This is a genomic window from Chitinophaga sp. RCC_12 (assembly GCF_041360695.1).
GTDB lineage: Bacteria > Bacteroidota > Bacteroidia > Chitinophagales > Chitinophagaceae > Chitinophaga.
Genome location: NZ_JBFUPS010000004.1, coordinates 133,690 through 157,233, shown reverse-complemented (window position 1 = coordinate 157,233; position 23,544 = coordinate 133,690). Strand labels below are relative to the sequence as shown.

General features: G+C 40.2%; 16 protein-coding genes. 11 read left to right on the top strand and 5 right to left on the bottom strand.

Features of this window, described 5'->3' with window-relative positions:
* Positions 1 to 15 precede the first annotated feature (15 nt).
* From AB6805_RS13880 to AB6805_RS13845, 8 genes are all read left to right on the top strand, one after another.
* A complete protein-coding gene (locus AB6805_RS13880; RefSeq protein WP_370910022.1) occupies positions 16 to 1,623 on the top strand; it encodes a hypothetical protein in 1,608 nt (535 codons plus the stop codon).
* A 65-nt stretch (positions 1,624 to 1,688) separates the two neighbouring features.
* Entirely contained in the window at positions 1,689 to 3,302 is a 1,614-nt protein-coding gene (locus AB6805_RS13875) for a hypothetical protein (protein WP_370910021.1), read from the top strand.
* Between the two features lie 322 nt (positions 3,303 to 3,624).
* A complete protein-coding gene (locus AB6805_RS13870; RefSeq protein ID WP_370910020.1) occupies positions 3,625 to 5,226 on the top strand; it encodes a hypothetical protein in 1,602 nt (533 codons plus the stop codon).
* A gap of 173 nt (positions 5,227 to 5,399) precedes the next feature.
* Positions 5,400 to 5,804, top strand: coding sequence for a hypothetical protein (locus AB6805_RS13865; protein ID WP_370910019.1), 405 nt, complete (start codon positions 5,400 to 5,402; stop codon positions 5,802 to 5,804).
* Entirely contained in the window at positions 5,789 to 7,051 is a 1,263-nt protein-coding gene (locus AB6805_RS13860) for a relaxase/mobilization nuclease domain-containing protein (RefSeq protein ID WP_370910018.1), read from the top strand. The genes AB6805_RS13865 and AB6805_RS13860 overlap by 16 nt, the downstream gene beginning before the upstream one ends.
* A 25-nt stretch (positions 7,052 to 7,076) precedes the next feature.
* Positions 7,077 to 8,030, top strand: coding sequence for a YWFCY domain-containing protein (locus AB6805_RS13855; protein ID WP_370910017.1), 954 nt, complete (start codon positions 7,077 to 7,079; stop codon positions 8,028 to 8,030).
* Positions 8,031 to 8,164: 134 nt separating this feature from the next.
* A complete protein-coding gene (locus AB6805_RS13850) occupies positions 8,165 to 9,121 on the top strand; it encodes a type IV secretory system conjugative DNA transfer family protein (protein ID WP_370910016.1) in 957 nt (318 codons plus the stop codon).
* Positions 9,122 to 9,493: 372 nt separating this feature from the next.
* On the top strand, positions 9,494 to 10,423 hold the full coding sequence (locus tag AB6805_RS13845; protein ID WP_370910015.1) for a ketopantoate reductase family protein: 930 nt from the start codon (positions 9,494 to 9,496) through the stop codon (positions 10,421 to 10,423).
* An 82-nt stretch (positions 10,424 to 10,505) separates the two neighbouring features.
* Here AB6805_RS13845 and AB6805_RS13840 read toward each other — a convergent pair whose 3' ends face one another.
* A complete protein-coding gene (locus AB6805_RS13840; RefSeq protein WP_370910014.1) occupies positions 10,506 to 10,919 on the bottom strand; it encodes a DUF4262 domain-containing protein in 414 nt (137 codons plus the stop codon).
* A 288-nt stretch (positions 10,920 to 11,207) separates the two neighbouring features.
* Here AB6805_RS13840 and AB6805_RS13835 point away from each other — a divergent pair, with 288 nt between their 5' ends.
* The 3 genes from AB6805_RS13835 to AB6805_RS13825 all read left to right on the top strand — a co-directional run bounded on the left by AB6805_RS13835 (position 11,208) and on the right by AB6805_RS13825 (position 17,531).
* Positions 11,208 to 11,987: a metallophosphoesterase gene (locus tag AB6805_RS13835; protein WP_370910013.1), complete on the top strand. Its 780-nt coding sequence runs from the start codon at positions 11,208 to 11,210 to the stop codon at positions 11,985 to 11,987.
* A gap of 599 nt (positions 11,988 to 12,586) precedes the next feature.
* The gene (locus tag AB6805_RS13830) at positions 12,587 to 13,786 is read left to right on the top strand and encodes a hypothetical protein (RefSeq protein WP_370910012.1); all 1,200 of its coding nucleotides are present in this window, start codon (positions 12,587 to 12,589) and stop codon (positions 13,784 to 13,786) included.
* A 64-nt stretch (positions 13,787 to 13,850) separates the two neighbouring features.
* Positions 13,851 to 17,531 carry a hypothetical protein gene (locus AB6805_RS13825; protein WP_370910011.1) on the top strand — a complete coding sequence of 1,227 codons (3,681 nt, stop codon included), beginning with the start codon at positions 13,851 to 13,853 and terminating at the stop codon, positions 17,529 to 17,531.
* Between the two features lie 139 nt (positions 17,532 to 17,670).
* On the opposite strand, the gene AB6805_RS13820 is transcribed toward AB6805_RS13825, so the two are convergent.
* From AB6805_RS13820 to AB6805_RS13805, 4 genes are all read right to left on the bottom strand, one after another.
* Positions 17,671 to 19,065 (bottom strand): RES family NAD+ phosphorylase, encoded by a 1,395-nt coding sequence (locus AB6805_RS13820; RefSeq protein WP_370910010.1) that lies wholly within the window; start codon positions 19,063 to 19,065, stop codon positions 17,671 to 17,673.
* A 58-nt stretch (positions 19,066 to 19,123) separates the two neighbouring features.
* The gene (locus AB6805_RS13815; protein ID WP_370910009.1) at positions 19,124 to 19,924 is read right to left on the bottom strand and encodes an SOS response-associated peptidase; all 801 of its coding nucleotides are present in this window, start codon (positions 19,922 to 19,924) and stop codon (positions 19,124 to 19,126) included.
* 6 nt (positions 19,925 to 19,930) lie between these two features.
* On the bottom strand, positions 19,931 to 20,416 hold the full coding sequence (locus AB6805_RS13810) for a hypothetical protein (protein WP_370910008.1): 486 nt from the start codon (positions 20,414 to 20,416) through the stop codon (positions 19,931 to 19,933).
* A gap of 68 nt (positions 20,417 to 20,484) precedes the next feature.
* Positions 20,485 to 23,481 carry a DNA polymerase III subunit alpha gene (locus tag AB6805_RS13805; protein WP_370910007.1) on the bottom strand — a complete coding sequence of 999 codons (2,997 nt, stop codon included), beginning with the start codon at positions 23,479 to 23,481 and terminating at the stop codon, positions 20,485 to 20,487.
* Positions 23,482 to 23,544 lie beyond the last annotated feature (63 nt).

Genomic DNA, 23,544 nt, shown 5'->3' with positions numbered 1-23,544 from the left:
AAATGGTGGTAATGTATGGAGAATGAACAATATTATAGTCTATTGAATAGCCTGGAACGCCTGGGATATCTTACCGAAGGCGTAAAGGAAGCTATTATATCCAAAACCAATTTGGGTCTACCTTATTTCCAACAAAAGTTAGATATGAGCTATGGCCAGGAAAATATTCACTTCGATCTACATATCAGAAAAGGCGCCGAAGACGGCAAAGGTTATTACCTGGGAAAAATTGATGCCCACTACAAAAAAGAAATAACCATTGATGATGATGTGATAAATGGTGTCGACACCGGCGACCTGGATATACGGATGGGACAAATTGACTGGCATAGGGTCATCGCGCAAACCAACAATCCCGATGTTGCATCATTGCCCCGAAAGGACCAAGTACAGCATGTTTTAAATGATCTATGGAAGTTATCGGAAAATGGGAATCAGGATGGCATGCTTATACAGAATCTGCTCCGGCATAAATATATGGCGGGTACGGAGTGGGATGATCCGGACCTAAAAAAGCCCTGGGCGCTTTTTGAAAAAAGTCAAACCTTCATCCACACCCCATACCCAAACATGGACTATAGTGCAGCGCTGTGCTATCAAATGCTATCTGGGAAATTGGACATCTTATTGGCTTCTTTAAATCTGATCTTTCAAAAAGACGCGGAAATACTACTTAAACGAGCTATTAGCCGTAATGAAGATCATTTGTCATTAATCAGCTATAAAAGCTTTCGGGATGGTATTTTGGGGTTATCGATTCCCTTAAGCCGGGATGGGAACCAAACCTATCATGTAAACGACTACGGTGCTATTTTGATGCCTTATGAAGCAATTAAGCATGGTACTTTTATGGGGATTGATAGCAGTGAGCTGGAGCAGAGAATGAAAGCTGTTGATTGGAATGCTGAACAGGATCATTATCAAAAGGACCCGGAATCCAAGGATGATTTTCAGTTTGTCCCGGAAATAGAGCAGATAGTAACCGATCTTCAGTATGATTTAACGACCGATAGTCGAGGGGCGCATGTTGCCTCGCAGCTGGAAGCCAAATATTGGGTAGAAAGTCCAGATTTCAGTGGGATAATGAGACAAGAAGCCTGGGATTATCTTCATTCACAAATTCAGAAAATCGGTTATTTTCCGGAAAGTATCTCGGCCCAAACAGCTTACAACCTGTTATGTGGGCGTGCCGTAGCCTTAACTCAAGATACCGAAATTCAGTATTGGCGCAGGATAGACGACCAAACTCTGGGTACTTCATCCGCTCATTTTAATACTTTTTCCGGCTTCAACGAAGACCAAATATATGATTTGGTTAAGATGTTGCCTGCCGAAAACATAAATTTTGACCATACAACTCAGGCCCTGATGGCAGGGGATCTGGTAGAAGTATTATTAAATAATGGGGAAGTAATCCAGGTTGAAGCTTATCCTGAAAAAAATACGCTCAGGTTATCTTCACTCAATGGTGATCCTATTTACACCAACCTGCTCCTTACCCCAGGGCTTAATTTTTTGTCCGACACTAAGGACATTCAACCCGAAAAAAGCGAAAAAGTAGCATCAAATAAATTTATTCCTTCCCGGAAAAAGAATAAAAAAAACAAAGGAAAGCGCTTTTGATGCTTATTGATTCCAATATAGTTTATCCGCATACTGTTGATAAAAAAGTTTAAAATATAGAACACATGGCAAGTGAAAAAGAAATTGAGCAAAGGGCCAAATTAATCGCATATCTGGATTCCCTGGAATTCAAAGGAAGCAAGCTGGAAAAGGACCTTCGAAAAAATATGGCATTAAGCCTTCCCTCTTTTAAGATCGACCACAGAATGGAATATGGCGCCGAAACCATGTTTTTTGAGCTCAATTTTAAAAAGGATCATCAAAAGGGCGGTTATCGCCTAAGTAGTTATAAAGCCACCCACCGGACAGAGGTTTTTATCGATCATCAGGAAATTAATGGTATCAACACTGCCGATCTTGACGAGCGTATGGCTGGCTGGAAATGGGACCTGTATTTTAAAGACCCGGACAAATTACTTAATGAGCAGGGTAAAATATTCATGAAAGAAACCTTTGAGCAATTACATAAAATTACAGAAGAGGATAATCATATTGGCGCGGGTATCCAGCAGAAGCTTATGTTTAAACATTGGCCGAAGCAATATGTAGATCAACAGATTTATCAGCAACTACTTCCTATTTACGAACATAACCGGGAGTTTTCCGTTTCTGAATTTGGTTGCTGCAATGCCCATCTGGCCTATCATATCCTCTCCGGAAGGCTCGACGATCTATACGAAAAGATAAGGGAAACTGGTATTGATCAGTATCCAGGTGTTGATCTTTACCGTTTATTGGAACAGGAACTTAGTCAGAACCCGGAGCAATTCCAAATCCAAAAATACCATAACACCTGGCAATACCAGGCAGAATTTATTCTTCCTGTTGCCAGCAAAGAGAATTGGTATCATATTGATACCTATAAAGCGATCCTAACCCCATTACCCGAAATTGCCCATGCCAATATTAAGGGAATAGATACCTGTGAACTTGAAGAGTCGATGCGTGCTGTTGCCTGGCACCGGGATAGGGAACTTTTTGAGTTCAGTAATGATGGTGAGCCTGTTTTCCTGGACTACATTAATAATATTCAAAGGCAAATGAATATCCTTTATGATGACCCAGCCGGTGCTGTTATTGCAGACCAGCTTAGTCTTAAATATTGGATCGATGCAACATTTTTTGAAGACCTGATCCGGCCACAGGCCTGGGACTATCTTGATAGCCTACCAAAACGTATGATGGAATTCCCGGTATCCGTGGATGCAAAAGTGGCCTGTAATCTTCTATTGGGAAAATCGGTAGCAGAGAAATTTTTATTATCGGAGGCCGCTACGCCTGGTAACTGGGTGCGGCTAAAGCTCGATAAGCTGGAAGATCCGGGTACCTATCATTATATACATACGACCGGTCCTACTGCTGAACAGATTGATAAACTTCTGGTCATGTTACCGATGATTAAGTGGAAGCATAATCATGCAGTTAATGAGCTTCAGAAAGGAGAATTGATTCAAGGTTCCACCATATCCGGTAAAAAGATTCTTATTGAAGTAGATCCGGAGTCGAAAAGTTTAAACTTTTATTCCAACAAAATGGAACCCATTCCGGTTAATATTCAATTCGATCCCGATTGGAAACCACCGGGTTCTCGGCTAGAAAAAAAAATAAATGCCCCTGAAATTCCATCCCAAAATTCAAAAATAGCTGGCAGCAAAAACAAAAAGGGGCCTCGCCTTTAAGCAAAATTTTGGGGACCGTTATGCTTTCTGCCGCCTCTGTATCATAAATATTTCGGCAGTGATAACCATTACCAACTCCCCAATCAAATTTAAAACTGCCTTAATGTCCGGGTTCTATTGGAAACTTCTTCAGCATGAAAGAAGTTTTCCTATGAAAATTTTACGCCAGCGATGGCGCGGCAAGATGTAGGATTGTATACAATCCATCTTGCCGCCGCAGCCTGATGGGCTGGGGCGGGGAAAAGGCCTCCGGAGTCGGCCTTTTCGTCAGTCAGATAATTTCAAGCAGAAAAGGCTATTTGATTACCTAAACACAAGGATTATGAACGAAGAGGACATGCAGCGCATCCTGGAAGACCTTGCAGACAGGGGATTTAATGACGACCAGCTTCGGCGCGAGATTGAAAACAAAGAGGCCCTGGGCCTGCCGGCCTTCTCAATAAAAAGAGAAAGAAAATTCGAAGAAGAACGTATGTTTTACCGTTTGTTTTTTCAATGGACGGAAAGCATCCTCGGATTTGAATTAACGACAATCCATGCCAACCACCGGATGCCTGTGGACATCGATAAAAAGGTGGTCAATGGTGTAAATTCTATCGAGCTTGACAAGCAGATGTCTGGAATTGATTGGATTAAATATTGGGAAAGTATGCTGAAGGGTCAGGTGGCAATGGATATTTCCGCTCAGGCTGCCGGTTGTATCGATAATATTTCCCAACTGCTCTTATATGAAAGCCCGGACGTAAACCTTGTCGGTGAGCAGCTGATGTATAAGCACTGGCCGCCGGAAGTATTTGCCTTATTTTCAAAAGCCCCGGAAAAGATCCACGGCTTGTATGAGCACAATTTCGCCTTTACCCTTAAATCCTATGCTGATATTTCAGCGGACCTAGCCTATCTTATGATATCTGGACGGGTCGATGCCCTTGAAATGCAGATCGCGGATTTAGGGTTGCCGCATATGCAGGAATCTGCAGTCCCAAGTGAAATCCATAAAGCACTAAAGCACCTTCCTGGTAAGCAAGAGTTGAAGTTTGCCTTCGCCACAGAAAATTATTATGCTTCGCTCAGCATCCCCTTAAAATGGAACAAAGGCTGGTACAAGGTGGATGAATATGAGCTTGCCCTCACCTCTTTCCCGGAAATTGAATCTGGTACTTATAACGGTATCGACTCAACACGATTGGACAAAAAGTTGGGTACGGTGGACTGGAGAAATGATGAAGATATTTTTTTCCTGGCCAGCGACAATCGATCAACATTTCCCAGGGACATCGAATTGTTACAGGAAGAGTTGTTTAGAATGGCTTTAAGCCCGGAGGGTAAAATTGTCGCCGACCAGCTGATGCTCAAGTACTGGCTGTGCGCACCTGTATTTAAGGACTTTATCAATCCAAGCGCCTTGGAGTTACTTAGCGGCCTTCCAATGAAAACTTATACGTTTTCTTCTGATATTACCTTTGGAAAAGCAAAAAATCTTCTGCTTGACAGGCCTGTCCTGGAAGATAAAAAAGAATACCAGAACACTGCCAGTAACTGGCTGTGGTTGAAGCCTTCAAAAAAAGGATACCAGCAATTGGTTGTCCTTCCTGGAATTTCTATTAAAGAACTGCAAAACCTTATCAATGTCCTTCCTGTAGATAATTTCAGCAAACCCGACATTGAGCACGGTCTAATTACCGGAGATAGGGTACAGACAGTGGCAAAATCAGGGGCCGCCTTTTATGTCAGCGTCAATGATACGGCTACCGGTATCCAGCTTTTTGACAGTGATAAAAAAGAAATCCCTTTCAATTTTAATATGGATGCTAATTGGACGGCTGTACGGGACATGTATGGGAACCTCTGTCAGCAGGCGCCGGATGCAAAAGAAATAGGAACTAAATCAAAATTCGAGAGAAAACATAAGGGTAGGCGGCTATAACAGGGTGAATTTGCCGAAATAAGGCTGGTAGACCAGTTCGCTGCCCCTCCTAATATCTGGAAAGGAACCAGAAGTATACATTCCGGTTTTGTTCTCAAAGCTCTAATCGCAGTGCTGGTAAGGAAGCTCCGGACCTGGCCTATCATCGGTATCGTAGTTTAAAGAAGTGCAGTATGGAAAATGTGAGTAAGAAAAGTAAGGAATTATTACCCCATATCATTCCCATAAGAATTTCAGAAACCAAATTTACGGAGTTTAAGTCCCTGCTGGCATCCAGCCGGTGCCGGTCAATGAGCGAGATGCTCAGAAAGATACTCGACAACCGCAAAATTATTATCGAGACGCGTGATATTACCTTGCAGGATATTACCGAAGAACTTGGGCTCGTAAGAAAAGAAATTCATGCCATCGGCGTAAATATTAACCAGGTAACCCGCAGTTTTCATTCTGAAAAATATCCGGAGCAGCGCCTGTTACAGGTCATGGATATTACCCGGCTTTATCAGCAAACCGACCAGAAAGTTACCCGGCTCTTTACGATCATTTCAAAACTTGCTGAGCAATGGTCGCCAAAGTAGTCTGCGGCAAAAGCATCCGCAAGGTCCTTTATTATAACGAAAACAAAGTTGGAAAACTTGCCGCTGAACTTATGTATGCTTCCGGTTTCCTTCAGGATGGTAATGGTCTTTCTTTCCGGCAAAAGCTGGACAGGTTCCGGCAACTGACCAGCCTGAATGAACGGACGAAAACCAATGCGATGCATATAAGCCTTAATTTTTCAAGGCGGGACATCCTGGACAATGAAAAGCTACAGGCCATAGCCCTGGATTATATGGAGCGCATCGGGTGGGGCGATCAACCATTTCTGTTGTACCAGCATTTCGATGCGGCCCATCCCCATGTCCACCTGGTGACCACCAATATAAACAGGCATGGGGAGCGGATGGAAACGCACAATATCGGCAAAAACCAGTCTGAACGGGCCAGGAAAGAAATTGAGCAGTTATATAATCTTATAAAGGCAGAGGAACAACAAAAAGAAAACCAGTACAGTTTAAAGCCTGTCGATCTGCAGGCTGTCATCTACGGAAAATCTGAAACTAAGGCAGCAATTTCCGAACATGTCAGGGAGGTGATGGCCACTTATAAATTCACATCGCTACCGGAATATAATGCCATCCTTCGTCAATTTAATATTTACGCGGACCGCGGAGATCCCGGATCAGCTATGTACGAACACGGCGGACTTGTATATAGGTTGCTGGATGAAGATGGGAACAAAGCAGGGATACCTATTAAGGCCAGTAGCATTTTTTCTTCCCCGACTTTAAAAAACATTGAGATAAAATTCAAGCCCAATGAGAGCGACCGGAAACCTTATGGGCAGCGACTAAAACACCTGATAGATAAAGCCTTTAATACCTCGAAGAGCCTTCAGGAATTTGAGGTGCAACTTCAAAAGAATGGGGTACGCGCCCTTATCCGCTACAACGTTCAGGGCAACGCGTCCGGCCTTACGCTTATCGACAATGCCACCCGCTGTTGCTTTAAAGGCTCTGACCTGGGTAAACAATATAGTGTCGGCCCATTCCTTGAACGCTTGGAAAAATTAACATCGTTTCCGTCATCGTCCCCTTCCGGAACAGAAAAACTTCCATCAACTAGTGAGCAACGAATAAGCACTGCAGAACTCCCGCAAGCAACGATCCCTGCCGCCAACCTTCCGGTTATAATGCACCTATGGGATATCGCCTTATCAGATAGGCATGAAGAAAATACGCCGGAACCGCGCCGCAAGAAACGTAAGTGGCTTGGGATAGAATAAAGATTAACCATAAAAGCTGTGTAGCATGAATACTGGAGAGAATAGTGAAGCTTTAAGAAAAATTACAGACCTGATTCGTAAAAGTAGCATCATAATCCTCGGCCTGCACTTTTATTATTATTGTTACGGGGCCTTCGAGTTATGGGGCTTTACCCATAAGATTTCTGCCGAGTTGCTGACCAATATCAGCAAGACCGGTCTTTTTGGTCATCTGCTGATCTCAAAATCATTAGCCCTTTTACTGCTTCTGGTTTCCATGATTGGTACCAAAGGTAAAAAGGATGATAAACTAAAATTGTCGGGCGCCATTCGCCCCCTGTTTGCCGGCCTTATTATTTATAGCCTAAGCCATTTGCTCTTACACCTGGAGGCTGCAATAAATGTTATAGCTGGGATTTATATTGTCGTTACTACCGTAGGCTTCCTTTACGTTTTGCATGGCGGTGCATTGCTGACCAGGCTACTAAAAAATAAATTACAGGGGGATATTTTCAACAAATTACAGGAGACCTTCCCCCAAGAAGAGCGGAAACTGGAAAACGAGTATTCCATCAACCTGCCTGCCAGGTACCGGTTGAAAGGGAAAATCAGGAAGTCATTTATCAATATAATAAACCCTTTCCGGGCGTTACTGGTCGCAGGTACACCGGGGTCAGGTAAAAGCTATTTTGTTATCCGCCATGTGATCACTCAACATATAGCGAAAGCATTTACCTTATTTGTTTATGATTTTAAATTTCCGGACCTATCCATAATTGCATACAACACTTTTTTGAAGTACAAACACCTGTACCCGAAACAGACGAAGTTTTATGTAATCAATTTTGAAGACCTTAAATTCTCCAATCGCTGCAATCCGTTGGACCCGGATTCCATGACTGATATTACGGATGCTACAGAATCCTCCCGTACCATCATGTTAGGGCTCAACCGCGAATGGATAAAGAAAAGCGGGGGTGACCGGGCCATTTTTAATTAAATGGCCCGGTCACCCCCCAAAAGACTGGAGATTTTTTCGTCGAAAGCCCAATCAATTTTCTCACGGCCATAATCTGGTACCTGAGAAAATTTAAAAATGGAAAGTACTGTACCCTTCCTCATTGCATCGAGCTGATGCAGATGCCATATGATAAGTTGTTTCCAGTGCTCAGGACAGAGCCGGAGATCGAAGTGTTGATCAATCCTTTTGTAACGGCCTATGTGAATGGGGCCATGGAACAACTGGAGGGACAAATTGCCAGTGCGAAGATCACGCTTGCACGACTGTCCTCGCCCCAATTATACTATGTACTTACTGAAAATGAATTTACGCTTGACATAAATAACCCCACGGCTCCGAAGCTGGTCTGTATGGGAAATAACCCCCAGAAGCAGCAGGTCTATGGGGCCGTTCTTTCTCTGTTTGTAACCAGGATGTTTAAGCTTGTAAACAGAAAAGACCAGCTTAAATCATCACTCATTTTCGACGAATTCCCAACGATATATATTGGCGGGGCATCCGGCATCGAATCTACTATCGCAACTGCCCGCGGAAATCGTGTGGCAACCACACTGGCAGTCCAGGACATAAGCCAGTTACGCAAAGATTATGGAAAGGAAATAGCCGATGTTATATTTAATATTGTCGGTAACATCATCAGCGGCCAGGTTCTGGGGGATACTGCTAAAACTTTATCCGACCGATTCGGTAGGATCATGCAGGATAGGGAGAGTTATTCGATAAATAGTTCGGAAACTTCTGTAAGTAAATCAACACAATTAGAAGCTGCCATACCGGCTTCAACTATTTCTTCCTTATCCTCTGGTGAATTTGTCGGCTCTGTTGCCGATGATCCTGATCAAAAAATTGAACTTAAAAATTTCCATGCAGAAATTATAAATGATCATGCTGCATTGAAGGCAGAAATGGATGGGTACAAGCCCATTCCTAAAATCCGGGAAATTACACAATCGGAAATCGATAGTAATTATATCCGGATAAAAGAAGAAGTGCTGGCCTTGATTGAATCGGAAATGGAAAGGATATACGATACGCCGGAGCTGTCCCATTTACTCATAGCAAGGGAATAATAATGACTGAGGTTGTTACAGTCCATTCGAAGCCGTCAAATAGGCAAGAAATATTTTTCACTACAAAAGTTTATAAGAATATGGGTAATAAATCAGAAATGCACGGCAATTTCTATACCTGTTTTAGTAAGCTTAAAAAAAGCATTACAATGCTTTCTTTTTAACACTTTTAACTAGCAACTTGAGTTATTTAGGTAAATTTGGGGGGAGGGCTAAGTTGAGTTTATAAATCCGGTATGTCTTTTCATAAACAACAAACTTATGTTGTCTTTCAAAACCCAGACTTTCATAAATGTGCCGCGTAGCTTATATTCTTTGTACATTTATAACCAATTTTATACCATAACCGGAATACAGACAATCATAGTTTTTATGAACAACAAGTACAGAATTGCCATCATCGGTATTGGTGGTGTCGGAGGTTTTATCGGTGGCAAACTGGCCGCCCGTTATAGAAACTCAGATAATGTTGAAGTCATCTTCGTCGCCCGGGGCAACCATTTGAAGGCGATCAGGGAAAACGGGTTGAAGGTAATAATCGCCGAAACGGAAATGATCGTGCATCCGGATTTGGCTACGGATGATCCACTGCAAATCGGACCGGTTGATCTTGTGTTATGTTGCACCAAAACCTATCATCTGGAAGAAAGCGTACGTGCTATGGCCAACAACATTACTTCCAATACCATAGTCTTACCCTTGTTTAACGGTGTGGATAATGCGGAAAAGATAAAAAAAATTATACCCCAGGCTAAGGTACTTGATGGTTGTATTTATCTGGCATCCAAATTGCTGTCGTCCGGTGTGGTAAAGCAAGCCGGCAACTTCTATGCTTTGCATTTTGGAGGTAGTATTTTACCTCCTGAACAATCTTCGTTCCTGGATACGTTGTTCAGCGATGCTGATATTCATGCGGTAAATGAAAGTGATATTCTAAAGCGCGTCTGGACAAAATTCGCTTTTGTTTCACCTTTGGCCACCTACACTTCCGCCAACAATATTTGTTTTGGCGAAATACTGGAAAGTCCCGTGCACAGCGCAGCGTTAAAGCAATTGATGAGCGAAGTAATTATGCTTGCAGTAAGTAAAGGGATACCATTGGAAGCAGTTAGTATTGACGCAAACTTTGAGATGATGGCAAAACTTCCTTTTGAAACCACATCCTCATTGCACAACGATTTTTCCAACGGGCGCCAGACTGAAGTAGAAACATTAACCGGTTATGTAGTAAGAGAAGCAAAGAACCACAATCTGCAACTCAATAACTATGAGGCATTTTATCAACAACTCAGTTCACGGTAAAATGGATTTTTTTTGTTTACGACTATCGCTATATCTTTTGCCTAGCGGCTACCACAATAAGAATTCCGAAGGTTACGCTGGCTTAGGTCTGATCAAACTGCCGACTGAAAATTCCCCCTTCATAACCCCCATCCTTATTGGGAAAAGCGATACGAAGCACTTTTCTGTTAGACTCGGTAGCATTTATAAACTCCAGCTTAAATCCTCCACCGATAATCTGGTCGTACTTTACTGCTGTTTGAAATTGCAGGCCGGTTTTTATTTGTTCAACGATAGTATTGAATATTGCATGAGCTGACTCTTTTGAAATCGGGAAGCAAATCTGTAAGTCCGGATGGTTAAAGGTTTCTAGCAGCCCATGAGTATGAAAGTTTATGCAATTTGGACAGGTATCATCATCCATAACGAAATGAACATACCAGCCATATTTCTCCATCATTTCAATCTCCCAGGAGTTAACCTTGGAAAATGGGTCATCATAATATTGCTTTTTCATAGCACTTACTTTTCAATAACAACAAACAAAGCCCTGCTCCTTCTACAATATAAATCCACCGAAATTAAAACCATAATTCTGAAACAAAAAGAAATTCGAATACTATTTTCCCTGCATTTCAGGAGTTTTTTGAGAATGCTTTGTTTACCTTCGAGAGGGCTTAATAAGATAAAATGTTCACAGAAGCAAGCTGCTGTGTAAGGTATTTCCTAACGGGCAAGGAGTATCTATTACTCGGATCTGCGAGAAGTGATTTGAGGTGACCAGAATTAAATATTGTTTAATATTTTGAAAAGAAAACAGAAGGCAAGAACATTTGTCATGGGGGATATTCATGGCGCTTATAAGGCATTAGACCAATGTCTGCAAAGGGCGGGTCTTGACTACAGCAGCGATGTGTTGATACAACTTGGCGATGTTGTGGATGGTTACGATCAGGTATTCGAATGCGTAGAGGAGCTGTTAAAAATAAAAAACCTTATTGCCATTCGAGGCAATCATGATGCCTGGCTCAATGATTTTTTAACGACAGATTTTCACCCTTTTTATTGGACTTATGGCGGTAAGGGAACGCTCCTATCCTATCTGAAGCATACGGGCAACAAAGGGGTAATAATACCAACCGGCAGCGGGTTCAAAACTTCCCTTAATGCTTCAGACATACCGCTCGCTCATAGGGAATTCTTCAAGTACCAGAAGCCGTTTTATATTGATAAGGAACAAAGATGCTTTGTACATGGCGGCTTTAATCTGAGCATGCCATTTTTAGAACAGGCACAAAGTGTATACTATTGGGACAGGGACTTATGGCTGGATGCTATGAGTTTTAGCGGCAGCGGTGCATCGGCTGAAGAATTTGAAATGGAGACTAAATTCAAGGAAATTTATATCGGCCATACACCAACAACAAATTGGAATATTGACAAACCTATGACTGTACTAAATATTACCAACCTCGATACGGGGGCCGGCCATCAAGGGAAATTGACCATTATGGATATAAACAGCAAGGAATACTGGCAATCCGATCCGTTAGGGGAATTGTATGAAAAGAATCACAGGAGTTGAGTTTTCCTGAAAGTCTGTCAACTCTATTGTTCTCAATAGATGCAATCATGATTGTTTAAAATTTATGCCTTTAAATAACGAGGAGAAACTTAAAATCGCCCGGAGCATAATCACGAGGATGATTCCTACACTTACTTCAAGAAATAAGTTAGTTCCGTCCCATAACTTGGATTGTACTTATCTACAGCTTTAATAATTACAGATTGATTACCATAAAAGGCATTAATCCAATCATTGTAAAGTTAAAAGCTCTTGCAAATGATTTCAGCGATGGTAATGATTATGATTTCAATTCAAAGGCATGTTCTTACGGCGGGTATCCTCAGTGTTGTTTTTTAATTTTTACTATCCGTTAGATCTGTTTTGACAGCAAGTATCTTATCTAATAAAGAACCATCAATAGTGTAAGGGATCGCTGATCTCTTTATTCTGAAGAACACACCTTATCTATTGTAAGGAAATTAACTATCAGCTATAGCTTGATAACTTAGGTATTCAAAGAAAGTTGACTTGTTCCTACAGGCCAAGAGAAACTCGAAATTGAACGAGCCCCAAAAAAATGTATATTTAATTCAAAAATTATCGTAAAAAATTGCGGAATGCAAACAAATCTCTTAACAAATTGGTACAAGCACTCTTTATATACTTGCTCCCCGTTACAAATAACGCCGCATGTCGAAATAGCTAATATTGAATATATCTACACTGGTCTGTCAAAAAGTTTCGGGTTATCTTTTTTCGATGTAACCGTTGGTCTGGATATGCAGAATGAAAAAATTCCATGGTTATTCTCACTTTTTGCCAATAAAGATCATATAGGTTGCTTGGAAGGCCTATACCATTTAACTCAATTGATCAACTACCTGGAAGGCCTTGACAATGAAATTCAAAAGAAGTTTAGGAGTCTGATAAACAGCCCGGAAAATTTGCGTACCTTCTTTTTCGAACTTTTTATCTTTCATTTATGCGATAAAAATAAGATCCCAAATGACAAAAAAGTATGGGAAAATGGTCAGGAACTTGAAGGCACAATGACAATCAACAATAATGTATTTCTTTATGAATGTCGCAAAACATTTATACCGAAAAGAGATGAACTGGATATAGTACGAAGACTAATCACAACACTCTACCAGTTAATTCCGAATATTTCAAAATATATTCCTGGAGGTATGATTTGGTCAATAACATTCAAAAGACCGATTTTACTTAAACCAGGTCAGTATGTTACTAAATTCAGTGATTGTGTCGATTTGTTTATTAAACGATTGAATACCTTTGAAGGTATTCCTGATATACAATATGAGCATGATATGGACGAAGGCACCTTTAGTGCTCAAAATTATTCTGAAGCAAATCATTTCGAAATCCAGAATATGAAACAATTTGATATAATAGTAACACAAAAACCAGGGACCCAACATGGCCATTTCAAATTGAATATTACCGGTAACTTCGGTGTTTATCGGACTAAAATTTATAAGAAGCTGGAAAACGCGATCAGATCAAAGAAAAAACAACATGAAAATTCTTCTTTTCAAAATCAGATAATATTTATGGATAATGAAGAATTTCCCGAATTCAATATGCCCATATTTCCAAATGACAATATTTTAGATGTAAAAGAGATACATAGGATCTACGATAAATTATCTCTAAAGGCAATTTTGATTATCCTAAGAAGGCAATATCATACGACGGGAGCAAAATATTCTTCTCTTATCTTCTATCCGGACCATCTTAGAGAAGAAGCAAAATTTTTGGAAACTGCAATTGAGAATATGAACCGTTATTTTTAAAACTAATTTCTTATCTTCTCTTGAAAGATTATTCAATTTATAATTATTCCCTATATAGCGAGAAATGAAGTACAAAATTTTTTACGCTTACCAATCCGATATTCCCAAAGAATATGGAGACGCCTTCATCGAAGGTGCACTGGATAAAGCTACTGAACGGATTCTAAAAGAGCAGAAAATAAAAGTAGAGGTAATTAAAGGCTTTCAAGATACACCTGGAAATACTGTATTAATTGACGAGATGCTAAGAAGAAGTCGTGACGCAGATATAGTATTGGTAGATCTTACCATCACTTCCTCTAAGATATGGAATCAAGGGAGAATCATACCAATTGGAAAATGGAAAGAAATCCGGATACTGAACAAAGGTGAAGACAAAGTGTCCCCTAACCCTAATGTTTTGCTGGAAACGGGATATGCTTGGGCACTAAAAGGATCATTCAGGACCATATTGGTCATGAATGAAGCATATGGCAGTGCCGAAAAATTACCCGTTGACCTTAAAGGATTTCGATGGCCAATAAGGTACAACCTTAATAGGCATAATTTCCAAGATGCAGAAAGACAGAAAAATCGCTTAGCTAATAGTTTCTATGAAGCAATTACAAATGCTATTCAATCCGAATCAGATTATCAACGAGAAAAGTGGTCCCCATTGCGCTTATGGGCAGACTGGACGCCTCAAGACTTTCGGAACAAATATATTGTTACGCCAACTATCAAAAGTATTATTCCCAAATTGAGGACGGCTTTAGAAAATCCCAATAATCCTCAACGCATCGTTGGCCCAAGTAATTCTGGGAAAACCCGCCTTGCCTATGAGCTCTATAAAAAAAATCACAATTCAATTAAACTACAAGACAATTTAAATCAGGTACTTTACTATGACTTGAAAGATGGCAGTTATCCACAAATAGAGGGAAAGCTACTCGAATTAAAGATTGCCAATCAAAAGAAAATTCTAATTATAGACAATTGTCCTCATGACATTCACAAAAAGATATGGAATGAATTCACAGCCCAAACAAACGTAAGTTTATTGACAATTGAAAAACATAGTACTAATGGCCAGGGAACAGTTTATCTGGATGTAACAACAACGGATGAAATTATAAAGGGTTTTTCCGCGTTGTTAGGACGTCCTGAAATTATATCAGAAGTCATTGAAGAGTCTGGTAGAAATCTGCGAAATGCTTTTGCGATTATCCATGCATTGCAAAAAGGACAAGTAAAATTGCCTGAAGACTATATGGAAAAATGGTCGCAAATTCTTGGAGCCAAATACTTGAACAATGGGGCATTATCTGTGTTAGAGCATTTGTCATTATTTACACATGTTGGCTATTCTGGGCAGTTCTCTGATGAATCTGAGTTAATAAGACTGGGCGCAAAAGTCCCATCGAAAGAAGTTTACAGTGATATTATAAATCATCTTTCTCAGAATGGCCTAATTCGGGTCATTGGTGATTTCATTGTTTTAGAAACCTTCATTGAGGAGTTATCAGTAACGCGAATTCAACAATTGAAAGAAGGAAATATTGATGAATATTTACTAAAGATTACTGAGCATAAAATGTCTCAACAATTTAGTGACAGAATATTGGAACTACATACTAAGAGAAGTTATAAATATCCAATTATTGACCTCATTGAGACAAGCGGAATATTTTCCAATATTCAGTTTATCACAACATCCGAAGGTGGTAAATTGCAAATGGTCCTATCTGAAACCAGGCCTGAATTTATATTGAATAATTTAGAAAAGATTCTAGCTTCAGATAATTCCGAGGAGCTTATCACTTCAGTGTCAGGAAGAAGGTACTTGGTTTGGACATTGGAAAAAATCGTTTTTAGGAAGAATTTCTTCACCCGAGCTGCTTCTATCTTGTTTAACCTGGCTGCATCGGAGAATGAGGCAATTTCTAACAACGCCACTTCCATATTTCAACATCTTTTTCACTTCCTCCTTGCTGGAACTGAAGCAACATTAGAAGAAAGACTTGATTTCTTAACTACCATCTCAATTAACCTAAACTCTGAGAATGAGATATTAACCTTTAAAGGAACTCTCTATCAAGCACTTGCAACTAATGGTTTTATTCGTATGGGCTCAGCTGGTGAACAAGATGGCCAATCATTTACAGATTATTTTCCAAAAAGTAAAGAAATTTCAGCTTATCAGGCTGGAATTATAGACTTATTAGTTAAGCAGGAAATGTTTGATGTAATTACATCAAGGTTAGCGAACCATGTTGTTTTCGGCAATACGGAAGCTATTAAAAATGCTGTTGAGAAAATAATTAATATTCAGGGTAATATGTCAACAGACATGAGGTTACTTTTGCAATCATTGGCAAATGATCCGAATAGCTTCTCACACAGTATTAGTTCATGGGCAACGGGAATTCTGAACAATTATAATAACCAAACTGTTGCCGAAAATTTAAAGTTTCTAGTAGCATTGGCACCATATTCCACCTATAAAGATAACGATGGAAATTTAATCAATAAATCAAAAGAAAAAGCAGTGGAACTTGCAGCCATTGTATGCCAAAACACTGATTGGTTTAATGATGTTAAAATACTTTTAGTAGGTGATCAACATCAGACTTACAACTTTGGTTATGCGGTGGCCAAAATTATAGGGCCAAATGAAGACTTAATTGATAAGATAATTACTTTCTTAATGGAAATTTCTCCAGAGGAAAGAAATCCTAATTTAATTACTGGATATCTTGCTGGTGGCAATGATGATGCCTTTACAAGATATGTAATAAAAAAGTTTCTTGAAAATGAAGGAACTGCACCTTTTTGTACTCGGTTAACAGCGTTATTAATTGTACAAAAAGAGGACGTTGAAATACTAAAACCACTAATTCAAAATAAACCTGAATACGTTGTCGAATTAGACCAGTTAGTTGTTACTCATTGGCCAGATAATGATCTAGCGGATTTTGTTCTATGGGTTTCTAATATTACGCCTTATGGAAAATGGGCTGCTATTAATATATATTCGGGTACTGTAAGTGAAAATTTACCCGTTACTGAAAAGATGTTAAGTGTTTTTGAAATCTTGCTGAGTCAAAATGGTTTATTAAAAAGCGAAGACAAATATCAGGGGTTGTTGACATTTTCTTATCTACAGCTATTTAAGAAACTTCCTCAAACAAGTCCAAGTGATGATTTTATAAAAATAGTCACAGCGCAATTATTGGAAGCAACGGAAGAAATTTCAGTGGACGAATATTTTTTAGGACAAATTTTAGAAATCCTTTTATCCACTTATTTTGATCTAAGCTGGCCCATTATATCCGAGAAAATGATTGACCCTGAATTCTATGGATGGTATAACTTAAAACCGATATTTAGATACACTAAAATAAAGGACAATCAGCTGGAGCAATGGATGGCTCAAAATCCGGATACTGTACCACAAATTGTAATTCAGCTTGTTCCTTGGAAATCAAAAATTGATGAAAATGTAACATGGACTCCAATAGTTTTACATATGCTTGATCGCTATTCGCAGAACTACTCCTTTATCAGTCAGCTATCCAGTCAAATCCATAGCTATTCATGGAGCGGCAGTCTTGTTCCGCATTTAGAAGAAAGACTTCGGCTTGTTGAAATATTGAAAGGTCATTCATCTGAGCAGGTGAGGCTTTTTGCAGAAAATGAATCAAAAGATTTACAATCTCGTATTGAACATGAAAATCGGCAAGACCAGAATGACTCTCTGCGGTAATGTCAACATATCTACAATTCTCAGTAATAGACACATGAGTTATTTGTGACCTACTTTGTCGATTAAGTGTTTAATTCTTCGTAAGTAATAGTTTTTTGTATTTACCTGTACCTGGGTAAAATTCATTTTGTTGATTATTTTAATCATCTGTTATTTCCGAATCTTGCATCCATATTGTTGGAGTTTTAAGAGTAACATATTTTACGCTTTCAATTTCTGCGATAAATATAGACTCCTTCTCAAGGCGTAAAGTTGGTGTTACCTGATTCGTTGAAGATCCTCTGTCAATTAAATCACCACCTGCCATTTCTACCTTAATCAACTTTTCAGTTTTTTCCCAAATAGTGATTTCCGTTTCCGGCGAAGCTTCTTCTGGATTGCCAAAAAAAGACCTATGTGCATCCCGCCGAATTGAATTACCTTCGTCCAGTTCTTCAACAATTGAAGCATGGTGAAATAAAGCAATGTTCCATTCTTTTTTTCCTGTCTGTACCGATGGAAACAATATGCCATCCAAGCCCTTTTCAACTGCAAGAAAATCGGCAATAGATTGGGTTATTAGATAATCTAATTCCTCCTCTCCTGGCATAACCGGCTTGGACAGAATGTGTGAAAGACCGGAAAGGAACTGTACTTTACTACTCTTGGTCTTATAATCAGGATCAAAATAGCTGCCTTTGATGGAGACGTTATCAAGTGCTGTAAGATCCAATATTTGTAATGGTCTAATTATTTCAAAATTGGCAATCGCCACATTACTTCCTACAATTGGCCTTACTTCGGAAATAGCAACTTCCGCACTACTTGCACCATAAAATACCGATATTCCTCTTGCATTCATTCTGCCAGCGGATGCAAATTTTGCAGGAGGTGGACCTAATTCTTTATCTGGGCATTTCAAAGCATGAAATAGGTTACTATCATTAAAAAATAATCTCGCCCGAAATAAATGTTTGATATCTGTTTTAGGCCCAATTCTTCTAATGATTTTTGCCTTATCTTTTGTTACCAGTCTATTAATATCCTGAAAAAGATTATTGAGATGTTCTGCTACATCTTTATTGAAAAATCTTGATACATTTTTAAGTGGAAACACAAATTTTTTCAACCATTCATCATTCCACTCCTTACCATCAATTTCGAGATAATCGTAATGACTGTTCTCGTCAAATTCCTGCTCTTCTCCCATTTCCGCAAACTCATGGGAATAGCGATCAACTTCAAGTATCTGTCTTACATCTCCAGCAGCCTCGATATCTATATCTGCAACTTCTTGTATGACATAGAGAATGGGATCACCTTCTCTATTTTGTAAATAGTCTAATTCTTCGCTAGTCTTATACAAGAAGTTATCAAACACATCTCCAATCCATTCTGCAAAGGCTCCAAGTCCAATAGTCAATTCTTTTTTATTGCAATAAGAACATTTTCGCTTCTTCCCAGTTAGTCCAATTACTGATTTTACATGCTTTTCTGAAATGCAATTGAGACAAATGCATTTTTTCTTGATTTTATCTATGTCCTCTTGATACATTTCAATTGTTTAGTAAAAATAAATTTATTGCACATTAGCAAATCTCTACTGCACTAGTTTAAAACAGGTTTTTCTGTGGGCTTAAAGCTATATCGTCACCCAAAGGTGGTAGTCCCGGCCAATCCCAGGGATCATATTTGTGTTTTCCATCCGGACGATGGGCATTTCCCCTTATTGAATAAACCGAGTGGCACTCAAGATCATCATCTGGTATCTCATAAGAGAGTATCTCCTTCGCTTCATTTTCCTGTAAACTTTTAGATACCCATGCCTGGGACATCTCAAACCCGGTAAACAATGGCATCCTGTGTTTGTTATCTCCAGAATTATGAATATTGCACATTTTGGTATTCGCCGGGCGAGTAATTAATCCAAAACTTTGACTGGTATGGACAACGCCGTCCTCATCAACCATCTCCAGTTCCTGGTAAAGGCCAGGTATATAAAAGGGATTGCTACCGTTCGGACGGACATAATATGGAACTTTTTTCTTCCAGCCCTTGATTTCCCGATGTTCAAAAATACCATCCACAGGAATAAGGATTTTGTTCTTCTTAATTCTGTACCAGACGGATTTTTTATCATCATAGATCCGCTCTGACTGTATATTGAGCATTTTCATCCGTCGCTTTTTAATTTCTACCGGATCTTTTATCCATGAAGGAACCACGCCCCATTCCATAGACAATAACTCCAGCCCATTTTCAGTGCCTGCGATTACATTATAGGGAGGAAAAACTATCCCAAAAATCTGTTCTGAAAACTCGGGACTTAACTGAACACTCGACTTGTCAATTAAGCCCGGAAAGGCGTCCCTGGTAAGTTGAATATCTGAATGAAATGAAATGTCAATACACATAATATACTATTTTATTATTGAATAGACGTCGTGGTCTTCGCTCTTTTCTCCATTGGACAATTCTGCAACCATTACGCCATATCGCATCTTGAGGTTTATTTCAATTGCGACTGGACCTTTGCCAGCAAGAGCAGTCCTTGTTCGTATGTAAGCGATAAACTGTTTTTGAAAAGAACCTTTCATTTTCTTTTCCCAATCCTGGCGCAGCGTGTTTATATAAACCTGAAAGCCCTGTTCCGGCTTAAGGAGATTGGTTATTTTATCACCTTCAGACCGTATGTCAAGTCTTTTGCCTTCCCTACTAGCTAATTGTATCTCATGTGCAGACGCATCAGCAAAATCATCATAAGGGCAGGCAATAAACCCCTTGCCAGCAGGAACATCCGGCCAGTAAAACCTTTGAACAATCCAGAAGAACTTACCGGACTTCAAACAGCTTAGCATAATAGCTTCTGTTAGCTTATCAAAGGGGTTATAAATTACTTTTCGCATTGCTTAAATTCATTCATTTCCATGCATTCTTAACCCGAAGATGAATTTAAGAAATTTATGCCATATTCTTATGGGCTACCAGTCGTCAACTCCAACTTGAAGCCTGGTCCATGCAAATTAAAACGGGGATCTGGCTTAATGGGCAGTTTTTCCATCTTTTCAACAATTAAAGATGGAAAACCGAAACTGGAAGTAACTTTTCCATAAACTCGGTATATCCCTGCTTTTTGAAACGGGTATTTTTGATAGGACGCAGGGAAGTGTACGGTATCAAAGAATTGCCCGTCGACGTCCAGAAAGGTACCGAATGCCATTGGCTCTCCTTTCTTTGTCCGGGTAGGTTTCATTGTAACATAAAGTCCGGTTATCTCAATTGTTTTGCCAATATGCTGCATAAGTTCGCAAGCTCTGATTTCCCCCTGGACTTCCTTTTGCAGCATATAGTAGGGCGAAAGGGTAACGGAAAACCCCAACAACTCCATTTCATCATAAAAATCCTCGTCCGGTGCCCAATCAAATCTTGGGATGACAGGAAGTATTCGGGTTGACTCAAAAAGCAAGTCCATTCCACTTCCATCTGTTTTGTTGACTTTCCTTCCCGATAAGATAAGGTGCGCCTGCCATAGCAAAGATTTCTTACTCTGACCGGTAAAATTTAAAGCCCCCACATTTATAAGTAAGAGCAATTGCTCCAGACCAGGATTACATCGTTCTACGAAATCTTCCATTGAAGAATATGGCCGTTGCCTGCGGTTCTTGATAATGATGTCGATCATCTTTGCTTCAAGGCTTTGTACCATATTAAATCCGAGAAAGATTTCTTTGCCGTACAATTTTGTATTTAGTTCCGAACGGTTAACGCATGGAAGATTTATCGTCGCTCCTGCCTTCCTCGCCTCCGTTACATAAAGCCATCGGGAATAAAAACCACCTTCATTATTTATAACCGCAGTCATAAATTCGATGGGGAAATAAGCTTTTAAATAGAGGCTTTGATAGCTTTCCACAGCATAGCTTGCAGAATGGGCTTTACTGAAGGAATAACCGGCAAAGGATTCTATTTGTCTCCAGACTTCCATAGAAATCTTAGGATCATGCCCGCTGGCAGTGCAGTTTGTGAAAAACTTTTCTTTTATTTCTTCCAGGTGGTGCCTGCCCCTGTTTTTGCCAGACATTAACCGGCGAAGGACATCGGCGTCTGCAAGATCCAGTCCCCCAAAATGGTGGCCAACCTTGAGCACATCCTCCTGATAAATCATCACGCCGAACGTTTCCTTCAGTTGCTCTTTCAAAATAGGGTGAAGATACTCGAAGCCTTCCGGGTTATGAAACCGGCGGATATATTCATCCATCATACCTGAGGAACCAACACCCGGACGGATTATACTGCTGGCAGCTACTAAAGTGAGGTAGTCACTGCAACGCAGCTTTTTTAATATCCCCCTCATGGCTGGGCTTTCGATATAAAAGCAACCAATGCTATCTCCCGACTGGAGCTGCATGTTCACTTTGTTATCTCTCTTTATAAGTTCTGTCGCATGGACATCAATGCTTTTTCCTTGGTTCTCCCGGATAATATCGACTGCTTCTTTAATATGCCCGATACCGCGCTGAGATAATATGTCCAGTTTTTCAAAACCTATTTCTTCTGCTGTATACATATCAAACTGGGTTGTAGGTATTCCCTTGGGAGGTAGATCCAGTGCTACATAGGCAGTAATCGGCAACTCTGAAATCAGTACTCCGCCGGCATGAATAGACCGCATGTTTGGAAAGTCCTTTGGTAACGATTCATAAGTATCCATTATCTTTTGAACAATCTCGTTTCTATTCTGAAATGAAGCGGGGTACTCAATCAGACGATCAATTTCCTGCTTCGGCAAACCATAGACTTTAGCAATTTCCCGTATGATTGACCTATCCTTAAAAGTGCTCATCATGCCCAGCAATGCCGTGTGTTGTTTCCCGTAGCGCATAAATATGTATTCAAATACATCATCCCTCTCCTTCCAGGAATAATCAATATCAAAATCCGGCGGCGCTTTCCTTTTAGGATTAAGAAATCGCTCAAAATATAGGTCCAGCTCAATAGGACAAACATCTGTAATCCGGAGGCAATAGGCGACCACACTATTGGCGCCGGACCCTCGCCCAACATGATAGAAGTTTCTATGCATGCTGTAGCGGATTACATCCCAGGTGATAAGGAAATAGGAAGAAAAACCTAACTTATCTATTACTTCTAATTCCTGACGGACACGCCCCAGGGCAACTTTATTGTTTTCGCCATACCTGTATTTCCAGCCATCTAAAGCAAGTTTTTCCAAAAGCAGACGATCATCATAAGGATTGCCGGTATAGGTCTTTTTATTTTTTACTGTATCAAAATCGAAGCTGAAAGAACATTGTTCCAAAAGCTTACTGGTATTAACAATAATTTGCGGAAAACTACTATATCGTGCCATAAGTTCAGGCTGGGACAGCAACACTTCGTCCCGTCCGCCAGCCTGCTCAGGTTTAAGCTGCGAAAGCAGGATATTATGACTGATGGCCCGAAGCTGGCAATGCAGCCTGAAATCCGAGAGCTGTTCAAAGCTGACAGGCGCCCAGATCACCAGACGCTCCTGTACTGCGCGTGGCTGGATAACTATCCTGGTCAGTTGTGTGGGCTTAATACCAATGTATTCATTATCCTTCAGGGTCCGTGGCTGGTTTGCAACGAATGGGTAGATGAAAAATACATCATCCAGGTCTGGTGCTTCCGTTGGCAAGGCCTTTGATTCCAGGTTGTGATCTGTCAAAAACTGGTTTAGGCGCTGGAAGCCCGAATTGTTGCGTGCAATGCCTATGTAAAGGATTTGGTCGCCGTCCCTGAATTCAAGGCCGGCAAGGCCGTTAAAACCCCGTTTCCGGCAATATTTAATATACTCCAGCACGCCCGTGCTGTTGTTTATATCCGTTAGGACGGCGGTATCGTAACCCTGGTCCATAAGCAGGTCCACGATTTTTTCAATCGGCATGGTACCATACCGAAGGGAGTAATAACTATGTAGGTTAATTAGCATAACACAATATTTGAACACAAAACCGGGCACACAGGATACAGTGTTACGTCTTAGTTTGGGCTG

Bases quoted from the DNA above. Each gene is read 5' to 3' on its own strand.
- AB6805_RS13880 (WP_370910022.1), top strand. From the start codon at position 16: ATGGAGAATGAACAATATTATAGTCTATTGAATAGCCTGGAACGCCTG.
- AB6805_RS13875 (WP_370910021.1), top strand. From the start codon at position 1,689: ATGGCAAGTGAAAAAGAAATTGAGCAAAGGGCCAAATTAATCGCATAT.
- AB6805_RS13870 (WP_370910020.1), top strand. From the start codon at position 3,625: ATGAACGAAGAGGACATGCAGCGCATCCTGGAAGACCTTGCAGACAGG.
- AB6805_RS13865 (WP_370910019.1), top strand. From the start codon at position 5,400: ATGGAAAATGTGAGTAAGAAAAGTAAGGAATTATTACCCCATATCATT.
- AB6805_RS13860 (WP_370910018.1), top strand. From the start codon at position 5,789: ATGGTCGCCAAAGTAGTCTGCGGCAAAAGCATCCGCAAGGTCCTTTAT.
- AB6805_RS13855 (WP_370910017.1), top strand. From the start codon at position 7,077: ATGAATACTGGAGAGAATAGTGAAGCTTTAAGAAAAATTACAGACCTG.
- AB6805_RS13850 (WP_370910016.1), top strand. From the start codon at position 8,165: ATGCAGATGCCATATGATAAGTTGTTTCCAGTGCTCAGGACAGAGCCG.
- AB6805_RS13845 (WP_370910015.1), top strand. From the start codon at position 9,494: ATGAACAACAAGTACAGAATTGCCATCATCGGTATTGGTGGTGTCGGA.
- AB6805_RS13840 (WP_370910014.1), bottom strand. From the start codon at position 10,919: ATGAAAAAGCAATATTATGATGACCCATTTTCCAAGGTTAACTCCTGG.
- AB6805_RS13830 (WP_370910012.1), top strand. From the start codon at position 12,587: ATGCAAACAAATCTCTTAACAAATTGGTACAAGCACTCTTTATATACT.
- AB6805_RS13825 (WP_370910011.1), top strand. From the start codon at position 13,851: ATGAAGTACAAAATTTTTTACGCTTACCAATCCGATATTCCCAAAGAA.
- AB6805_RS13820 (WP_370910010.1), bottom strand. From the start codon at position 19,065: ATGTATCAAGAGGACATAGATAAAATCAAGAAAAAATGCATTTGTCTC.
- AB6805_RS13815 (WP_370910009.1), bottom strand. From the start codon at position 19,924: ATGTGTATTGACATTTCATTTCATTCAGATATTCAACTTACCAGGGAC.
- AB6805_RS13810 (WP_370910008.1), bottom strand. From the start codon at position 20,416: ATGCGAAAAGTAATTTATAACCCCTTTGATAAGCTAACAGAAGCTATT.
- AB6805_RS13805 (WP_370910007.1), bottom strand. From the start codon at position 23,481: ATGCTAATTAACCTACATAGTTATTACTCCCTTCGGTATGGTACCATG.